The following is a 20,333-nucleotide window of genomic DNA, read 5'->3' as shown; positions in this document are numbered from 1 at the left end:
GATCGACGTGCAAAGCGGCGGCTCGGAGATCAGCCTGATCCAAAATGGCGAGATCTGCGCCTTGATTCAGCAGCGTGCCTGATTTTTCTTGGCCGCCATCACGCTGGTCAAACCGGCGAGTCCGGAGGCCAAGAGCCACACGGCCGCGGGCAAAGGCACCGGGGCCGGTTCGCCGCCGGACAGAACCGCGCCGATGGTCACGCGGATCGCGTTCAGATCGATCCAGGCCTCACCCTGACTGCCCACCGGAACGGCCCCCAGCATCGTCGTCAAGAGGACGTCCAGTTCTTCGCTCCGGGCAATCGACTGCTCGAACAGCGTGGTCCAGCTGCCCGCCTTTTCGCCGCCGCTGCCGCCGAGGCGGAAGGATTTTTCACCCGAGTCGCGGAACAGTTCGTCGTTGGTAAAGTCGTCGAGCCGGAGCCGACTGCTGGCCGAAACGCTGCTGTTCTTTCCGGCGAGTGCGTAGTCGCCGCCCTCCGCCAGGTGAAACTGATTGATCAGAAATCCGTCCTTGGCGATGACCTGAAATTCCATGGTTTCCCTTAGGCGCTGGGAAGCCGAGGCGGCAGAACGATCGGAAAAGGCGAAGCTCAGGGTATCGCCGTCGATGGACGGTGTCCCGAAGTAATCCAGGTCCTCGTCCGCAAACTGGAAATAAACCGATTGGCCTTCCAGCAGGGCGGCCTGCGCGGCAGCCCCGCTGAAAAAGATAAAAATGCCTGTGATTGCACCGATAAATGTCTTCATGAGCAGTGACTCCTTACAGTCAGTTTAAAACGCAACGAAAAACCCGAATTCCAAACATTCCCTCGTATCTCTCGTCCTACAAAAGCGGCGACCCTATACGTCTGCGAAAGGCGCGTAGAGGTATGACGGGCGACGATGCCCGGATTTCCACACTCCAATTCCACCCATCCCTGCCTGGTTTATCGATTCGGCGAGATAACCAAGATAAGGCTGTTTCCGAACGACCTTTGATACCCCCCAAAATGCTCTGACAAGCCTCGATATACCGTTCTTATCCCAAACGGCCTCTCCGCTGGCGCCCAAGCTTCGGCTTGGGCGCCCCGCCCGAGAAGCTCCCGCTTCTCAACGTCGGTTCCCAAACGGGAGTTTGGGAACCAGCACACACCCAGTGCAGGTCGCTTCAGTCGTACACCCTCAACCGACAGCACGCTTTCTATGCCTTTGGGTTCCAGGGCGTCGCTCGATGATTTCCGGCGCTTTCATGCCGAAAAGGTCAACGACAAAAAAATCTTTCAGTTTTTGTTTATTAAATCGAAGTTCTGTGAAGATTTTGTTAAGGGTCTGTGACATTTTGAGAAATTTCGATGGCGGCCTATTGGTGGTTCGGAATGTGGTCGCTCTTGGCCCCGGCGGACGGCTCCGGGACCGATGGCGAACCAGAACATGCGAGAGGGCGTATACGGCGTTTTCGTAACAGGCGGCGTGAGCTGCTTGCTGAATAGCTATCCGACGCCGATCCGCGTTTAGGTGAAAAGTCTCCCGTCGGGTTCGGATGTCTGGGGATTTAGCAGCAAACTCTGAGCCAAGGACTCGTGTTTCGCTGAATCAATGGGATAGGATGAAAATCTACGGTGGGCGTAAAATTCGCTGACGCCAGGAAAATACCCCAGGCGCACCGTTTCAGGTATTTTTCCAAATCGCTTTCAATCAGGAATTGTTTTGTAGGGCGGGTTAGGCCGCGAGGCCGTAACCCGCCGAACGGCCTCGGATCGGTGGGTTACGCTTCGCTAACCCACCCTACGATAATGTTCGCTTGAATGTTGAATGGATTTACAAGGCGTCTGAAGCGATCCGTTCGTCGCCGGGAAGAGACATCCCCTCCGGCAGGCGAATTTTCCTGTTTGGTGTAGCGTCTCCAGTAAGTCGGGAAGGGATTCCCGACCTACTCGCCAGTGCCCGTACAGTAGGTATGAAAACGTTCTAGCTCGCCTTCTCGAACACACGGCCTTGCACCGCGTCGAACCCGAGGCCAAAAAGCAGATCGGCCTCGTCCTCCCGTTCCACGCCGGTGGCGGCAACGCGGATACCCAACTCTCGTGCGTATTGGCATAGCGCCTTGAGCAGGGCCTGATTGCCGGCGTCATCGAATATCCGGCGGCAGAGAGCCCCTTCCACCTTTACCCAATCCGGCATCAATTCGTTTAACCAGGCCAGTGCGCCGGGATAGGGCATGAAGCGATCCAGCACGAACCGAAAACCGTCTCTCCTGAGCTCGCTAACGGACTCGGCCGCTTGCGGGGCTAAAATCAGCCGATTCAAGGGGACTTCTATGGCCAGATTTGATCGAGCGGGCACTTTATGTCTAAAAGATTGAGCGAATCCCGGCTGCATGATGGTGGCCACCGACAAATTGACGGACCACGCCGCTTCGGGTTTTTCCGCCATCGCTTCCTGAAGGCGCGCGACGACAAGTTTGTCCAGCATCGGAGCCAGATCGGTTTCCTCGGCAATGTGCGCCAAGGCGCCTGCGGAAAGCCGTAATCCGTTTTCCGTCACGATGCGCGCGAACACCTCGTAATGCTCGGGTGCCGAAGCGTTCCGGCACATAAGCGGCTGCCGCTCCAGTTCCACTTGACCGTTGTCCAAAGCCTGCCGCAGCAATGCGAGCCGGCCGCTCCCGCCCGGCGTCGGATCTGCCTCCGCAATCCGAAAGCTCCCGCTGGACCCCATCTGCGCGTCGCGCAGCGCAGCGTCCGCCCGGGCAAGAAGTGCCGTGCTGCTATCGCCGGAAGAGAGGGCCGCCCCGATATGGACGGTGCAGGACGAAGCGATTCCGGTCTCGAGCAAAGCCATCACCGTCGATTGGGCGAGGTGATGGGTCAGATCGTTCAGGCAATCGGCATCGGCGTGCTCCAACAGCACGGCAAACTGCGCGCCGTCTATTCGCGCCGCCGAGCCGTGCGTCTTTTCGGCGACAGCTTCCACAACATCGGCGAGAAATTTGACGACAAGATCTCCCGTATCGCGTCCGAATCGGCGATTGCATTCCGCCAGTCCGGTGAGCTGAAGGATGGCAATGGCGTGCTGCGTTCCGGATATTGCCAGGGCCGCGTCCAGCGATGCGAGAAAATACGCGCGATTGAAAAGACCGGTTTGCCGGTCGTGGTGGAGATCCCGCTGTAGTTTCTCGATGGTTTCCATCTTCGCGTTCAGCATGCGCCGCACCGCTTCCGACATACGGTTGAACGCCGAGCCGATATGATGCAGTTCGCGAATACGGGGCAGCTCCGCCAAAGGCTCGAACTTGCCTTCGCCGATGCGAAGCGCCAGATTTTCCAGCCGGTCCAGCGGACGCAACGCCTTTTGCAGCAGCCATACCGACAGCAGCGCGGAGATCAGCCAGAAACCCAGAGTCCAGCCCAGGATGGACCAGGTCATCTGCCAAAGTTGGCTATATCCGAAACCGGGATGGCTGGCCACGTCGACCACGGCTGAAAGTTTCCAGCCGGCCATCGATTCGGCCCGACCCGCGGGAGCGTCGAACGGCACGCGGCTGATGAACCACTCGGGAGCGCCGTCCACTTTCAAGGGGAGTTCCCGCTCCACGACGGATTCGCCGTTGGGGCGGATCACGGCGATACGCCGGTAGTAGCCGCTATCGTAGAGAGCGTCCACCGCATTGGCCACCGCCGCGGTGTCGTTGCTCGCCAGCGCGGGCGATAGTTCCAGCGCCAGAGTGGTTGCCGTTTCTTGCGCATGAGCGTGCAACTGGCGTTGCAGAAAACCGTGGGTATTCACCAGGCCGGTGGCGAAAAGAGCCAGCCCCAGCAGCAGAAACAGCAGACCGAGCATCAGGACCAGCAGGGTTTTCAGGCTCATCGTCTTCATCGAATCGCTCCCGTCTTTTCGTGGTGCATGCGCGCCAACAGATCGTTCCAGTGGCGTATGTCGGACGCTTCACCCAGTTTGCCATGCTGCCCGCGCTGCTTGGCCGACCACAACCCCTCCGCATTGAAGCTCATGGTCGGCGCTAGATCGGTCCGCGCGGCGGCCGGCCGGATATCGCCGATCAGATTGTCCAAAATCAGCGGTTCGGATTCCGGGGCGGGATAGTAGGCCAGGACCATGTGCGGCTCCATGCGGCTCAGCCGTGGCCGCCAGACCCGGACATAAGTGACCCGCAATCGGTCGGGAGCCACTCCTGCCGCTCGAAGGGTGAAATATTTGGCCAGGGCGAAATCCTCGCAGTCGCCGCCGTTGGCGGCCAGGAGTTCCACCGGAGTCGCCCAGTAGTCGCGGCGCGCCCATTGGTCAGGGTCGGAGATATTGGGCAGGCGGTTGAAGAAATCGTTGACTCGCGCCAGCTTCTCGTGCTCGCCGGCACTGCCCAGATGCAGAACCAGGTCGCGCCACGCCGACAGACGTTCGACGGCCGCCGATCCATAGCGCTGGCCGACCAGTTCCAAGGTTCGTGCATTGGGGAGCAGGTCCATTTCGACGCCTGCCACGGCAAGGACCGCAAAAGCGGCGCTCCATATCAATAAGCGTTTCAAGAGCTAAGGGGGTTGATTTGAAGGAAGCGTATCTTGCCCCATCTCGGCGAAATTTCGCCACCTTATATTCCGGTGCTCGATCGTTTTTCACCGCAGTATAGCGGTGCGGCTTGGGAAACCGCCCCGTACCTCTAAGTGCCTATCTCAGTAGGCCGTTCGCCCTGAGCCGAGTCGAAGAGTTTTTGAACCTACTGGGATAGGCTCTAAATGTAGGCCGAAACGAGCGGCCGTAGGTCGGCAATCCCTTGCCGACGCAGGCGTTCGGATGCAGGCCCGGCTAAGCGTCAGCGCTTGATGGCAAACGGTCGCTGCTATACAGGTCAGCGGACCGCCATTCCGGTATGGATTTTCGCTGGCTCCCAAGCTTCCGCCTGGGAGCTATACCCGAGCAGCTCGAGCTTCTCGAAACATCATTCGAATCGAGAAGCGGGAGCTTCTCAACGTCGGTTCCCAAACGGGAGTTCGGGAACCAGCCTAACGACGGAGGCATGCCGGATCAATCGGTTGCAGGCCGGCTGGCACCGAACCGCGGAGTAGGTCGGGAATCCCTTCCAATCGCAAACGGTCGCTTTAGCCGCGACCCTTCCAATCGCAAACGGACCTTTAGTCGGTCCCTTCCAATCGCAAACGGTCGCTTTAATCGCGACCCTTCCCGACGGGATTTGTCGGCAAAGGATTGCCGACCCACCGCCCCGATGCGTCGGGCAAGGCGCTCGGAAGAAGTCAGGTCCGGCGGTGCCCTTCCTCGATTCCCCCGCCTTCATGTTGCGAATCCGTAAAGTCGTTCAGCGAAAAAGCTACAGCCGGGGCAGCTCGCAATCATCTGCGACTTAAAGTTTTGAAAAAAAACACAGCACGCAAATGTAATCCAAAACAAAGACTTAGTTGATGCGCGGGAGCCGTGCGTTGAGTTTTTTCAAAAAATTTCATCGGTGTCACACAAACTTAACTTGGTTGTAAAAAAGCGACATTAAAGTCTGTCTCGCCTTCAAAGGGACGGAAGAAAACCGCAGTGCGGTTCAAGTTGCGGCCGGGGAGCAGGAGCCCGGTCCAGGAGGGTTGCTAGGACAAAGCCACACTCGTCGCGAGGCGGGGCCGGAAAGCCACGGGTCTTGATTTCAAGACAGCCGGGTTGCCACACAAGCGTTGATGGCAACCCGGCTTTTTTTGTTTTCGGTGCCTGAAAAACGGCACAAAAAAGCCGGTCGCCGAAAAGCGACCGGCTGAAAACAGCCCTGCAGATTGACCTTGGGGAGATGTCTGCAAGGTATTTTCAACCGCGATTTTAGACGAGGCATGGAAATGAACAAACTGAAAGCGATTACCGCCGGCGTGATGCTGGCTTTGGGCGCCACCGGCGCGGAAGCGTCCATTAACAGCGGCCTGTATCCGAACGTGGGCGAATTGTTCGTGTCGATTTTCGATCCCGACGCGAACGGCGGCCTGGGGCGCACCTACTTCCGCGATCTCGACGTTCCCCTCACTGACGTGCTGAACGCCGGTTCGAATTGGACTTTCAACGTCAATCTGGCCGCGGACGCCAATTATGCCGGCTTCGCCGGTCAGACCGATCTTCAGTACAACATCGCCGCCGTGTACACCCTCGACGAGGGTTTCGCCAATATCGATCAATGGGGCTTTTTGGCCACCGGGTCTTCGTTCAACGGCGGCTTCGGTAACGTACTCGGCACCAATAGCATCATTCAGAACTATATCAGCAAGCTGAACACCGCTCTGGGCGACAACGTGTCGGGCGTCGTGGATAACGGACTGCCGCAGTCCTGGGACGACGGTAACTGGGGTCCGTTGATGGGTGCTTCTCCCAGCGTGTTTGCTTCCACGGCCGGCGGCGTCGACCTGGCAACGCTTTTCTTCCACGTGACCAATAACACCGGCGACGACAGCGACGGCATCGTCAATCAGATTGCCGGGCGCTGGCTGCTGTCGAGCAACGGCACCCTGGAATTCGGCCCGGCCGGCACCTCTCCGGTACCGGTTCCCGCGGCGATCTATCTGCTGGGCTCCGCTCTGGCCGGCTTGACCCTGGTCAGCCGCCGCGGCCAGAAAGCGTAATCTCCCAAATATCCTTAACGGAGAAAATTCGATGAAATTCAATCGTTTGTCTGTCGCCATGGCGGCAACGGCGCTGCTCGGCGCCGGCGAAGCCTTCGCTCTCGCTCCCGGCGCGGCCGTGGATATCGAAATCTGGGCATCCGGCGCCACGGCGCAGGACAAGGGCGTGGAAGCGCTTTTTTCCGAACTGTGCGTGGCCGGATCTCTGGACATCTACCGCGACAACGCCAACGCATCCAAGCCGGGAGCGCAGCACTCGGCCTATTTCTGCACTCTCGACTCCACCAAGGTGACCGGTCTCAGCACCGTCAACCCGAACGTGTTGTTCCACAAACGTTCGCAGGGCGGCTCGGCGCAGGGCGTAACGCCCCTGATCCTCGATCAGGCGATCACGCACATGCAGATCAATAACGGCAACTGCAGCAAGACCGGCCCTGACACATTCTATCGCTGTACGCTCGCCAATGCGGGCGACACCATTCTGCACGAGTCCGATCTGGGCGTCAGCGACGTCAACCCGGATTTGTTCCGTGGTCCTAACGCGCCCATCGAGGGCGGCGTGAAGCAGCCGGATGTCACAGCCAGCCAGGTTTCCAGCTTGCTGGACGTGACCCCGGCCGCGGGCCTGGTGTTCGGCATCCCGGTGACGCTCTCTCTCTATACCGCCCTGCAGGACGCGCAGATGGACCAGGGCCGGCTCCCCGCCGGTTGCGTGCTGGGGGATGACAGCAATCCCGATTGCATGCCCAGTCTCAGCTCCGAACAGGTCGCTTCGCTGCTGGCCGGCAAGGTGCAGAACTGGAATCGATTCAAGGTTCAGGTCGGTGGCGCTTCCTCTGACTTCTTCACCAGCTATTCCGGCGGCATGGGCCTGACCGACAACAAGGTGGCTGTCTGCCGCCGCGTCGACGGTTCCGGCACCCAGGCGCAAGCCAACGCGGTATTCCTGAACAATCCGTGCATGAGTGGTGCGGTGCCTCCGGTGTCCGGCAGCAATGCCTTGAGCGGACCGATCGTCCCCTCGACCAACCTCGCCCTGAACGGCATCGGCCAGTCGGGTTCCGGAGACGTGGACAACTGCCTGGCCGATTTCAACGATGGCACCAACACCGGCGGCGGCAATTCCGGCAACAGCAAGCGCTGGGCGATCGGCATACAGAGCCTGGAAAAGAACTCCGGCAGGGATAAGAACGGCAATTCCATCGCTCGCAAGAACTACCGCTTCGTGAAGATCGACGGTGCCGCGCCCACGCTGGCCGAGGTGGCTGCCGGCCGCTACCCGGATTGGGTTGAGCAGACCTTCCAGTGGCGCAAGGCTTCGGTCGGCGGCCCGACGGGAGACGTGCTGACGATCCTGCAGAAGGTCGCTCAGGACGCCAGCAAGCCGTCGATCGTGAAAGACCTGAACGTGGAGTTCAATCATCCGTTCGGCCAGTCGGGCTTCCTGGCTCTCAGCACCAACGGCACCAACGCCCAGACCTTCCCGTTCGATGCGGCCAACAATCCGACGATCAACCTAACCCACAAGCAGGGTGCTTCGCTGGATAACTGCCGCGCGCCTGTCGTCAACACCACCAGCGGTAAGAACCTGTTGGATCTGTAAAGGACAAGGGACCGGCTGGGAGGCCTGAAGGGCCGCGGGCCATTCGGCTCGCGGCCAAGGCAGGGAAGGGGGATGGGGCTTTTCGCCCATCCCCCGCTTGCGTTTGTGCGGCGAGCGATCGAAGACAGGCCTAACGGGTGTTTTCGGTCCGGCGAGCCGCGATTGCGAAGGTGCCCCGCAGGGGCGGATAGAAGAAGTAGAAAAACCTTGTTTATACGTTTTCCGAATTCGAGCTTGCCGAAGATAAGTTGCACGTCCTTGTTTGTGCTTCTCTTGTCGGGGTTCGGCGAAGCCTGGGCGGAACCGCCCGGCGCCGGCACCGCCGCGCCCGATGCGGCGACAGAAGCTCCGGCGGAACAGCCGATTTTCGACGTCATGGAATACCTGGTCGAGGGAAATACCGTGCTGGAATCGAAGACCGTCGAAAAGACGGTCTACCCCTTTCTTGGGCCGGGCAAGAGCATCGACGACGTGGAGAAGGCTCGGGAGGCGCTCGAAGCGGCATACCACAAAGCCGGCTTTCAGACGGTTTTGGTGGATATTCCGGAACAGGACGTCGATCAGGGCATCGTTCGGCTCCAGGTGACGGAGGGACAGGTGGAGCGGCTCAAGATCACCGGATCGCGATATTACTCTCTCGGAAAGATCAGAGAGGGCGTGCCGGCACTCGCAAAAGGGGAGATTCCCAATATGCCGGCGGTGCAGGGCCAGTTGGCAAAACTGGGGGGCGAATCGCCGGACCGGGAGATCACGCCGATCCTCCGCGCGGGATCGACGCCGGGCAAGCTGGAAGTGGAGTTGCAGGTGAAGGACCGATTGCCGCTGCACGGCAGCGTGGAGATGAACGGCCGCAATAGCGAGGGCACGAGCCGTTCCCGGCTGATCGCCTCGCTGCGTTACGACAATCTCTGGCAGCGCTTCCATAGCGCGTCCCTGCAATACCAAGTAAGTCCCGAAAACTACGACGAAGTGGAAGTGTGGGCCGGAACCTACGTGTTGCCCACCGGAATCGCCGATACCCGGCTGGCACTGTATGGCGTCGGCATCAGTTCCAACACTCAGATCGCCACCGCGGGAGCTTTGTCGGTAGTGGGTACCGGCAACATTTTCGGCTTGCGCGTGGTGAAACCGCTAGAGCCGCTCGACGGCTATTTTCACAGCCTCACTTTCGGATTCGACTACAAGGAATTCAATCAGGGCCTGAGCCTGGTGGGGCAGGATCAGCAGAACACGCCCATCACCTACGCTCCCTTTACCTTGAGCTACGACGGCACGTGGCGGGACGAGTCCGCCGTGACCGCCATGAGCCTTGCCTCCCATTTTTCCGTCCGCGGACTCGGCAACGAGCAGAAGGAATTCGAGGACAAGCGCTTCGGCGCCCGAGCGAATTATCTGTACTTCACGGCCGATTTGAGACACGAGCGGGAGCTTCCGCTCGGCTTGCGGTTCCTCGCCAAGGGGGCCGGGCAGGTAACCGACTCGCCCCTCATCAGCAACGAGCAGTTCGCGGTGGGCGGACCGCAGAGCGTCCGGGGTTACTACCAAACCCAGCAGTTGGGCGACCATGGCGTGAACCTGTCGGTCGAACTGCAAAGCCCGGCGCTGATCGCGGAAGGATGGGGTTTCACGCATCAGCTGCGGGCGCTGGCGTTTTTCGACTGGGCCTATCTGTGGATCGTCGATCCGCTTCCGGCCAATCCGAGCTTTTATCGGCTTGCGTCCGCCGGCGCGGGTTTGAGGCTTCGGATGTTTCAGCATGTGACGGGCGAGCTGGATTGGGGGTATCCGCTGTATTCGCAGGGCACGGTGGACGTGGGCGAACAGCGGGTGGATTTTCGCGTGGCCTACGAGTTCTGATTCCTAGGCAGTACCACGGGCGCAAGTATCGAGGTAAAGAGGATGTCTGTTAAGAACCGGAATAAACCCGAGAATAAGACGATTGCCCTGAAGCCGCTCGCTGCCGCAGTGCGGGCATGCATGGCGAGTGGTATCTTGCTTAGCGCAAGCCCGCCGCCGGTCCATGCCGAGCTGCCGGTCGCCGCCGACGTATGGGCGGCCCTGGGAAACGCCACCCGCAGCGTGAATGGCGGCACGATGGTGATCAACCAGTTGACGGACAAAGCCATTCTCGACTGGAAGAGTTTCAACATCGGCGCGGAGAATGCCGTTCACTTCAATCAGCCGGCCGCTACCTCGGTGGCCCTGAACCGCATCCATCAAAACGACCCCAGCCGCATTTTCGGTGCCCTGACGGCCAACGGGCAGATTTATCTCGTTAACAAGAACGGCTTCGTATTCGGCAAGAACGCCCAAGTCAACGTCAATTCGCTGGTTGCCACCACGCTCAACATCAGCGAGGACGTATTCAAGCGCGGCATTACCAAGGCGTTCGACCAGGACGGAACCGCCGCGCTGCAAGCGGGCGGCGAGACTTATCTCAAGGACGCGCAAGGCCGTTTCGTCTTCGACCAGAACGGTGAAAAAGTCAAAATCCAAATCTTCGTCCAGCCGGGCGCTCAATTGAGAACCAATGCTCCAGGCGGGCGGATCATTATTGCCGCGCCGTCGGTGGTGAACCAGGGGACCATCGAGACCCCGGACGGCCAGACGATTCTGGCGGCGGCGACGGACAAGGTGTATCTGCAGGAAGCCGATCCCGATTCCGGCATCCGAGGGCTTCTGGTGGAGGTTGAGACCGGGGGTGACGTCAAGAACGTCGGCAAGATCATCACGGAAAGAGGCAATGCCACCCTGATCGGTTTTGCCGTCAATCAAGAAGGCCGGGTATCGGCTACCACCTCGGTCAGTCTGAACGGGTCGGTACGCTTGCTGGCGCGGGAGGGCCACCAAACCGTTGAAAGCGGACGCAGAAAGCTGTTGCGTCCGATGAGCACGGCCCGCGTCCAGGATCTCGGGGACGGACTTGGGACACGAGCTACGGTAGAGCTGGGACCGAACAGTGTTACGGAGGTGATTCCGGACTCGGATAAGTCGAAAACCGCCGTGGACGCCCAGCCCCAGGCACGCTCGAAAATCGAGATCAGCGGCAGCAAGATCGTGCTTCGCAAGGATTCGACGGTTTACGCCCCGGCGGGAGAGATCGAGCTAACCGCTACGAAAAGTCCGGCCACGCCGCTGGTCGCCGGGGTCGAGAACGACAGCCGGATATACATGGAGCCGGGGAGCCGCATCGATGCTTCCGGCCTGAGAGACGTTTCCCTCCCGATGGAGAGAAACGTGGCGGAGGTGGAGTTGCGCTCTTTCGAGCTGCGGGACTCGCCGTTGCAGAAAAACGGGATACTGAAAGGCAAGACCGTGCGTGTGGATATCCGCGATCCGATCAAGATCGCCGATATCTCGGGGGCGCTGGCCCGCATCGAGCGGAATATCGACGAGCGCAGTACCACAGGCGGAACGATCCGAATCCGCTCGGAGGGCGACGTGATCGTGAAACCCGGCGCGGTGCTCGATTATTCGGGAGGCTCGGTCTCGTATCGCGACGGCTACATCAGCACTACCAAACTGATTTCGCAGGGCCGGCTATACGATATCGGCGAAGCGGATCCGAACCGCATTTACGACGGCGTGTTCGGAGAAGTGATCAAGGTTTACGAAAAGTGGGGCATTACCCGCCGCTGGTCGATTCCGGGGCCGCTCGGTCTCGGCCGCTTCGAGGCGGGCTACGTGGAGGGAAAGCCAGGCGGAGCTCTGGAACTGAGCGGCTACCGCGTGGCGCTGGACGGAGTACTGCGCGGAGAGACGGTCGACGGCCGATTGCAGCGCACCGTCGGGAATCGGGTGCCGGGAAGTTCCTTGACGATCGACGTAGGCATCGGCCAGGGGCGGCAGGCGGTCGTCTTTGCCGGTGACCACATCGTTCGCGATATCGGCGAGAAGGATGAGTTTCCGAAGAGCGGGTCGGGCAGCGAAAACATCCCCGCGCCCCTGGTGCTGGACACCGGCGCCCTGGCGAATTCGGAGTCCCGGCATGTGGCCGTGAAAAGCAGTCGGGGAATCACGATACAGGACGACGCCCGTCTGGCGCTTCCGGCCGGCGGCAGCCTCAAGCTTACAGGGGACCGAATCGACGTAGCCGGCGAGATTGGCATCCCCTCCGGATCGATCAGTCTCGAATCTCTCGGGAGCGCGGGGACACCGACGTCCGGCGAGGTCACGCTGGCCTCCGGCGCGGCGATCGATGCACGGGGAGCATGGGTGAACGATACGCCCGATCTTCCGGGAAGCAACCGCTTTTCTCCGATTGCCATAGACGGCGGAACGGTGGCGATCAAGACCAGGGAAGGGGATCTGGTATTGGAGGCCGGCAGCCGAATCGACGTGAGCGGCGGGGCTTGGCTGGATGCGGACGGCCGCCTTACCGCCGGCCGGGGAGGCGATATCAGTCTGGCCGCGACCGGTTTGAACGGCGCGAGTCTGGTCTTGGACGGGGATTTGCGTGGATTCGGCATCGACCGGAGCGGCACCCTGAGCCTGACCACCAACGAGATCGCCATCGGCGACGGGCCGGTGGTTCCGCATGCCGGTTCCGTGTTGAAGCCGCTGGTGCTGCCGTCCGATTTTTTCCAGCGAGGCGGGTTTACGGATTACCGGCTGACGTCGAACGTGTTCGGCATAACCGTCACCCCGGGGCTGGTCCATCCCTTGGTGCGCACACTGGAGTTGGGGAAGGGATTCGAGTCGCTGCCCGACGGCGGGGATTTGGCCGTGTACAGCCGCATCGTGGAGTTGCCGGAATTTCTCCGCCCCGCCGCTATCCTGAGCCTGGCGGTCGATCAGGCGAATACTTACGACAGCAAGGAATGGCTGACCGTTCAACGCGGCGCCGAAATTCGCACCGATGCGGGCGGAAAAGTGGCCTTGGCTTCGGATACGGGGATTGCCCTCGGCGGCACGATAGACGCCCCTTCGGGTGAAATCTCGCTCCGAATCACCAAACCGAACGTAGATCGGGGCTTCAACGACTCCCAGGCGATCTGGCTGGAGACCGGGAGCCGGTTGCTGGCGCGCGGCGCTTTCAAGCCGGAGCTGGATCCTCTCGGGCTTCGCAAGGGCGAACTGCTGCCCGGCGGCAAAATCAGTCTCGTCGCCGGCCGCGGCTATATTCTCGCGCAGGAGGATTCGCTGATCGATGCCTCGGGCTCTTCCCGCACGCTGGATATTCTCGAAAGAACGAGCGGCGGCCTGGGCCTTGAAATCACTCCCCGGCTGGTCGCTTCGCGCGGCGGCACGGTGAACCTGACCGCAGCCGAGGGCATTCTCTGGGACGGCTCTTTCCGCGCGGCATCAGGCGGCGCAAACGCCGGCGGCGGCAGTCTCAATATCGAGCTGGATAAACGTCTACGCCTCAAAGCGCGGGACATCGGGGGGGTGCCGTTCCCGGACGATGGTCCGAATTCCGACCAAGAGCTTCCCATCCCTCGTGTCATCGAGGTCTCCGCATCGGATCGGACCCTGATTCCCGACGGTCTCGCTCCGGGCGCCAAAATCCCGGATCGGTTCTACGCACAGGCCTTGGTCGAGAGCGCTCAGATACAAGACGGGGGATTCGCTTCCGTCAGGCTGAGATCCAACGGTGACGGCAATGTCGGAGAAATACGGTTTTCCGGGGACGTTTCCCTGGCAGCCGAGCGGCAAATCGTGCTCGATGCGCCCAAGATTTCCTGGCAGCGGGAGGATTCGACGGATGCCGGACGGGTCGTACTTGAAGCCGCCTATGCTGCGCTGGGGTCCACCGATAGCCGCGTGGTTCCGGCGGCGACTTCCGGCGCCGGCGCTCTCGCCATCAATGCGCAAGCCATCGACTTGATCGGAGGTGCGAGTCTCCAGGGCTTTTCCGGCGCGAACCTGAACAGCTCGGGTGATATACGCGCTAGAGGCATCATTACGAATGCCAACGCCCAGCGTGACTACAAGGGCGAGTTCCGGATCGCCGGCGATCTGGAGCTGCGCGCCGCGCAGATCTATCCGGCGACCCTCACCGATTATGCGATCCGGGTCGAGGATGCGCCGGGCGCCACCATACGAATCGAGTCGTCGGGGCGCGCTTCTTCCCCCGTGTTCTCGGCGGGAGGCAGCCTGACTATCAACGCGCCCAACATCATCAGCTCGGGAGTGTTGAAAGCGCCCTTCGGCACGTTGACGCTCGACGCCGACGATTTGCTCGAACTGACCAGCGGAAGCCTCGCCTCGGTTTCCGGCGAAGGATTGATCGTTCCTTTCGGCCGGACGCAAGGCGGTCTCGATTGGATTTTTCCCCTAGCCGAGAATAACAACCGCGTGTTCGGCTTAGAACGTGACCTGCAACAGGGTACCGAGCTGCTGCCGGAAAAGCGGATCAATCTGAGAGGCCGCCAGGTCGCTCTCCAGGAAGGCGCCACCGTGGACATTTCCGGCAGCGGCGATCTCTATGCCTTCGAATTCGTCAAGGGACAAGGGGGTTCCGTCGACTGGCTGAATCCGGGCGACCCGGGGTTCCTGGACGGCAGTTTCGCCTATAGGCCGTCGTTTGCGGTGATTCCCGGTCTTAACGGACTCATGACTCCTTATGATCCCATCGAATTTCCGGGCTCCGGCCTGACGGTCGGGGACAGCGTTTACCTCGCCGGGGGATCGGGCCTGCCGGAAGGCCACTACACACTGCTGCCCGCCCATTACGCCTTGCTGCCCGGCGCCTACCTGATCTCGCCGGAGCCGGGAACGCAGGACGTCACGCCGGGTTCGGTCGCGCGCAGGCTCGACGGCGTACCCATCGTCGCCGGGCAATGGGAGGCGGCGGGAACGGCCATCCGCGACTCCCGCTGGAGCGGATTCGCCGTGGAGACCGGCGACATCGCCAGAACACGCTCCGAATATCAGGAGTATCTGGCTAACGAGTTCTTCGAGGAGAAAGCCGCAGCCGAAGAAAAGCCGGTACCGGACTTGCCCGCTTCCGCGGGTACCGTCGCCGTGTTCGCGGAGGCCAGCCTGTCTTTACGCGGGACGGTTCTGGCGTCTTCGTCCTCGGGAGGGCTCGGCGGGCGTCTGGATATCGGCGCCGACCGGCTGGCGGTGGTGGGGCGCCGCGAGGACCTCGCGGCGATCGGAGAAGGCTATGTCGGTTTGGTCGCCGAGGAACTCAATGACCTGAACGTCGGAAGTATCTTGTTGGGCGGTTCCCGGAGCCGGGAAAACACGGGAAGAAGGCTCTCTGTCAATTCGCGCTCGGTGATCGTTGGCAGCGGGGCGCGGCTGAGCGGACAGGAACTCCTTCTCGCCGCACGGGAAAATCTGACTATCGCACAAGGTGCGGCGGTGGAGAGCGTCGGCAAAACGGAATCGTCGGGCGAAACCCTGCTGGTGAGCAACGATCCGAAGACCGGAGCTGCGGACAGCAACGGCGCCTTGGTCCGGGTATCGTCGTCGGGTCTTGCGACGGTCACGAGGGACAAGGCCGTCAGCGGAGCCCGCGGGACTTTGACGGTCGAAGCCGGAGCCCTCCTCAAGTCTTCCGGTTCGATTCTCCTGGACTCCACCAAGGACACCGTTTTCCACGGAACCGTCGAAATTCCCGGAGGAGACTTGGAGTTCCGCGCCGGCGCGATCAGCTTGGGCGAGGCTCCTGCCGGTACGGGCGGTTTGGTCCTGTCGTCCGGGCAGGTGAGCGCCCTGGGCGCGAACAACCTGATTCTGACCAGTCGCTCGGACGTCAATATTTACGACGGCGTTTCCGTCGGTCTAAAGCGGCTTACCATCGATGCCGCAGCATTGCGGGGCTTCGCCGAGGTATCCGACGAAGCAAGGATTTCGGCGGAGGCGATCACTCTGGCCAATACTTCCTCCCCGGCGACTGCCGGAGCGGGAAACGGGGAGGGGACGCTGACGCTGACGCTGGATGCCGCAAACATCACGCTGGGCGGCGGAAACTTCGCGCTGTCCGGATTTCGGCAGGTCGCTCTCAACGCCGCGGAAAACCTCGGCGGGCAGGGAGAGGGAAAATATTCGGCGGACGGCGACCTCGTTCTCGCGGCCGGCCGGATCACCGGGGCGTCGGGATCGACGACGACGATCGATGCGAGCGGTCACACCGTGGCAGTCCGGACGACCGGCAACGTTCCCGATTCCACTTCGGCGCCGCTGGGCGCGGCCTGGTCGATTACCGCCGACGCGATCGTGCAGCAAGGCCGTTTCGATTTGCCGGGCGGCGCATTGGATCTCATCGCCTTGACCGGCGATATCTTGGTGGGAGCCGGCTCGAGTATCGACCTTTCCGGACGAAGCGTGAAATTCGATGATCAGGTCCGGTTCGCTCCGGCCGGTCGGCTGAATCTGGTCGCGAACTCGGGGAATATCGATTTCGCATCGGGAGCATCGGTCAATCTGGCGGGGGCCGTAGGCGGCGGCGATGCCGGCCTCCTGAGCATACGGGCACCGCACGGAACCTTCCGCTGGGAAGGGCAGGTCACCGCGGGTGCGGCCGACGGTTACCGGCAGGGCTCGTTGATGCTGGATGAGATGGACTTCGGGCCCGGCGGATTCTCGGCGCTCAATGCTCATCTGCGCGATGCGGGTTTTGCCGATGAAATCGATCTGCGTCAGCGTAGCGGCGACGTCGCGATCGGCGGGGGCGATGTTGTCCTTGCCCGCCGGTTCAGCCTGCGGGCGGACGACGGCGCGGTCGATATCTCGGGCGAGATCGACGCGTCCGGAACGGAAGGCGGGGAGATCGAGATCGCGGCCCGCAACGGGATCGTGCTCGGTGGCGGCGCCCGTCTACGAGCCGCCGCGCATGGCGAAGGCGAGCGCGGCGGCCGCGTGACGCTGGATACGGTGCATCCCGACGACGCGGGATCGGGCCTGCTCGACTTGTCCGCGTCCGGCGGCTTGATCGACGTCTCGGGCGGCAGCGGCGGCGCCGGCGCCGGCGGATTCGTGCATCTTCGCACCGGGCGCGACGCGGGAGGGAACGTCGCCGTGACGGACATCCGCACGAAAATCACGGGTGCGTCGCAGGCGGATCTGGAAGCGACACGGGTGTTCGAGGGTGAGAGCGACATCAACGCGGCCCGAATCGAAGCCTTCCGGAGCGATATCGAGACCTTCATGGCCACTCCGCCCGCGTTGGTAGACGAATCCGGGGCAGCGATCGAGCTAACTCCTGGGGTGGAAGTGCGCGGAGCGAACCTGAAACTCGTGTCGACCTGGGATTTCGCCTCGGACTATCCATCGTGGCATCCGGACGGCATTCCCGGTTACCTCACTCTCAACGCGACCGGCGGCAACCTCGATATCAACGCTTCGCTGACCGATGCCTTCGCGCTCGGTTCGGTGCTTCCCGGAGTACTTCCCGATTATCAGGACTTTCTGCAGCCCGGTCGCTCGTGGAGCTACCGCCTGACCGCCGCGAATAACATCAATCTGGCGGCCAATCAGGTGGTTCGCACGGGCACCGGCACCATCACGCTGGAAGCGGGAGGCGATATCGTGTTCGAGGAAGGAGCCACCGACTCTGATCGCGCCGCGGCGGTCTATACCGTCGGCCGTCCGACCGATGGGGATTCGGACGATCCGGCGGCCGATCGGCGCTACGGCTCGATGGACGATTTGCTGGTGGCGCTAGGATTCTATGCGGAATATCCGGTCGACGGCGGCGATATCGCGATCAAAGCCGGCGGCAACATTAAGGGCGCCGCTACCGGCCAATTGATGACCGATTGGCTGGTGCGGACCGGCGACTGGAGTCGTCGGAACGACCACACCGAGGAACGGCCGACCATGTGGGGCATCAATCTGAGCGGGGATCCCGACGCACCGGATAGCCGGTTTTTCAATCAGAACGTCGGCGCCCTGGGCGGGGGCAACGTCCGGGTCAGCGCCGGGGGCAGCGTGGAGAATCTGTCGGTCATGGTTCCCACGACCGGCAAGCCGGTGGGGCAACGTGCAAGCCCGGACGACCCTGTCAACTTCCTGACGAACGAGTTCGTGGTTCAGGGGGGCGGCAATATCGATGTTTCGGCCGGCAAGGATCTCCTGGGCGGCGTCTATTTCACCGGTCTTGGCGAGGGGCGCATGCGGGCCGGCGGCAATTTCGGGATCGGGGCGAACGGTCTCGCTCCGGTAGTGGCGCTGGGGTCCTCCCAATTCGAGCTTTCCGCCCGGCAGAATCTCACCTTGGGCGCGGCCTTCAATCCGACGGTTCTGGAACAAATCAAGAAGCCGGATATTTCGGGAATCGAAAGCTATTTCTTCACTTACAGCGATGCCAGTGCGATCGATTTGTCGTCCGTCGGCGGCAAGGTGACGCTGCAGAACGATACCGACCGGCTGGCCCTGGGGAGCTTGACGTCGGAGAGCAAATTCGCCGCGTCGATTTATCCGGGGACGCTCAAGGCCACCGCCTTTTCCGGCGATATTTCGATCGAGCGTTCGTTCAAGATGTATCCCGCTGCGCGGGGACAGCTTGAGCTCCTCGCCGCCAATAACATAAGCACCGGGGCGGGAGGGGGGTTCGTCGACATCAACATGTCCGACGCCGATCCAGCGCTTCTCCCGAATCCGCAAATTCCGGCATCCGTGATGTCCGGCAGTGACACCACGGCGGACGCCCGGTTCGATCCGCGCGGACGCGCCGAGCTCATTCACGCAGCCGTGCCGGTCCATGCGTCCGATACGGTTCCGGTGCGGGTCGTCGCGGAGCACGGGAATATTGCGTTCCGACGCGGCAACGAGCTCCGCTTGTACACGCCGAAAGCTGCGGTCATCAAGGCCGGGGGGGATATACGCGATTTCACCTTCAAGGGGCAGAACCTGAGGGACGACGATATCACCGTCATTCACGCCGGACGGGATATTCGGTTCAGGTCCCCGCGCAATCCCGTCGGCGGATTGGCGAACGTAGACTACCAGATTGAATTGGCGGGTCCCGGCGAGTTGCAACTGCTCGCCGGGAGAAGCATCGATCTCGGGTCGTCGAACGGCGTTTCCACCATCGGCGGATTGTTCAACCCGGCCTTGGGCAGCGGCGGCGCGAACATCATCGTGCAGACCGGATTGGCCGGAAAAATGGACGTCGAAGCGTTTATGGCGCGTTATCTGGATTCCGGGAGCTACAAGCTGGACATCGGCGGACGAGATCCCGAAGCTTCGCTGGCCTACTTCAAGACCCTGCCCATCGAGCGTCAACGGCGCGAGCTGCTGAAAATTCTCTTCAACGAAATTCGCCAATCCGCCTCCGCGGCGGCGGCCGAGAGCGACGAAGCCAAACGCGCACGGCAGTACAAGAGAGGTTTCGACGCGATTCAAACGCTATTCCCGGATAAGGAATACCAAGGCGATCTGAAACTGTTCTTCAGCAAGATCAAGACGCTAGATGGCGGCGACATCGATATTACCGTTCCGGGCGGGCTGGTGAACGCCGGTCTGGCGGTGGCGTTTACCGGTGCCAAGGACGCAAGCGAACTCGGCATCGTCGTGCAGCGCGAGGGGGACCTGAACGCTTTCGTCAAAGGAGATTTCCAGGTCAATGAGTCGCGCGTTTTTACCATGGACGGCGGCGACATCGTGATCTGGTCGGCCGAAGGCGACATCGACGCCGGGCGGGGGGCGAAAGCCGCTATTTCAGCACCGCCTCCTATTACGACCTTCGACGAGGAAGGAAACCAAAAAACGATATTCCCTCCCATCGTGTCGGGCAGCGGCATCCAGGCGATCGTCAGCACGCCAGACAAACCCGAGGGATCGGTCATTCTGGCAGCGCCGAAAGGCGTGGTGAATGCGGGCGAGGCGGGCATCCGCGGCGGCCAGGTCGTCATCGCGGCCACCGCGGTTATTGGTGCCTCGAATATCCAGGCGTCCCAGGGAACGGTTGGCGTTCCCACGGCCCCTCCCCCTCCGGTTGTACCGGCAGGAGTCGACAATTCTGCAACCGGCGCTGCCAAACAGGCTACGGACCAGGCCAATGTCGGCGGTTCGGGCGATGGCCAGCAGGCTCAATCCGGCCAGGCCAAGTCCGGGCTGAGCGTGATTACTACGGAAGTCATCGGCTTCGGCAACTGCAGCGTGGGCGACGTGAGGGATGGCAAGGCGGGCTGCAGTTGATCTCCGATCCAGGGATATCGACGGGTGATTTTCCGCTCCAG

The 20,333-nt window shown here is 61.5% G+C and carries 7 protein-coding genes and 1 riboswitch; of the genes, 4 read left to right on the top strand and 3 right to left on the bottom strand.

The features are described 5' to 3' along the window. Positions 1-66: 66 nt before the first annotated feature. From ACWJJK_RS19335 to ACWJJK_RS19325, 3 genes are all read right to left on the bottom strand, one after another. Positions 67-750, bottom strand: coding sequence for a VPLPA-CTERM sorting domain-containing protein (locus tag ACWJJK_RS19335; RefSeq protein ID WP_156881679.1), 684 nt, complete (start codon positions 748-750; stop codon positions 67-69). A gap of 1,200 nt (positions 751-1,950) precedes the next feature. Continuing rightward, complete coding sequence (locus ACWJJK_RS19330; RefSeq protein WP_156881680.1) at positions 1,951-3,858, bottom strand: EAL domain-containing protein; 1,908 nt, start codon at positions 3,856-3,858, stop codon at positions 1,951-1,953. Continuing rightward, complete coding sequence (locus ACWJJK_RS19325) at positions 3,855-4,463, bottom strand: transglutaminase-like cysteine peptidase (protein ID WP_156881681.1); 609 nt, start codon at positions 4,461-4,463, stop codon at positions 3,855-3,857. Before ACWJJK_RS19325 ends, ACWJJK_RS19330 begins: the two co-directional genes overlap by 4 nt. A gap of 1,122 nt (positions 4,464-5,585) precedes the next feature. Continuing rightward, a riboswitch (cyclic di-GMP riboswitch) is annotated at positions 5,586-5,663 on the top strand. A gap of 162 nt (positions 5,664-5,825) precedes the next feature. On the opposite strand from ACWJJK_RS19325, the gene ACWJJK_RS19320 reads away from it, so the two are divergent. The 4 genes from ACWJJK_RS19320 (at position 5,826) to ACWJJK_RS19305 (ending at position 20,292) form a co-directional block, all read left to right on the top strand. Beyond that, a complete protein-coding gene (locus tag ACWJJK_RS19320) occupies positions 5,826-6,596 on the top strand; it encodes a VPLPA-CTERM sorting domain-containing protein (protein ID WP_156881682.1) in 771 nt (256 codons plus the stop codon). Positions 6,597-6,627: 31 nt separating this feature from the next. Continuing rightward, on the top strand, positions 6,628-8,199 hold the full coding sequence (locus ACWJJK_RS19315; RefSeq protein WP_454128389.1) for a hypothetical protein: 1,572 nt from the start codon (positions 6,628-6,630) through the stop codon (positions 8,197-8,199). 264 nt (positions 8,200-8,463) lie between these two features. Further along, positions 8,464-10,056, top strand: coding sequence for a ShlB/FhaC/HecB family hemolysin secretion/activation protein (locus ACWJJK_RS19310; RefSeq protein WP_454129055.1), 1,593 nt, complete (start codon positions 8,464-8,466; stop codon positions 10,054-10,056). A gap of 42 nt (positions 10,057-10,098) precedes the next feature. Continuing rightward, the gene (locus tag ACWJJK_RS19305; RefSeq protein WP_454128388.1) at positions 10,099-20,292 is read left to right on the top strand and encodes a filamentous haemagglutinin family protein; all 10,194 of its coding nucleotides are present in this window, start codon (positions 10,099-10,101) and stop codon (positions 20,290-20,292) included. Positions 20,293-20,333 lie beyond the last annotated feature (41 nt).

Source organism: Methylocaldum gracile, from assembly GCF_053646815.1.
Note: the sequence above shows the minus strand (reverse complement) of the source record. Positions and strands in the feature narration are given on the sequence as shown.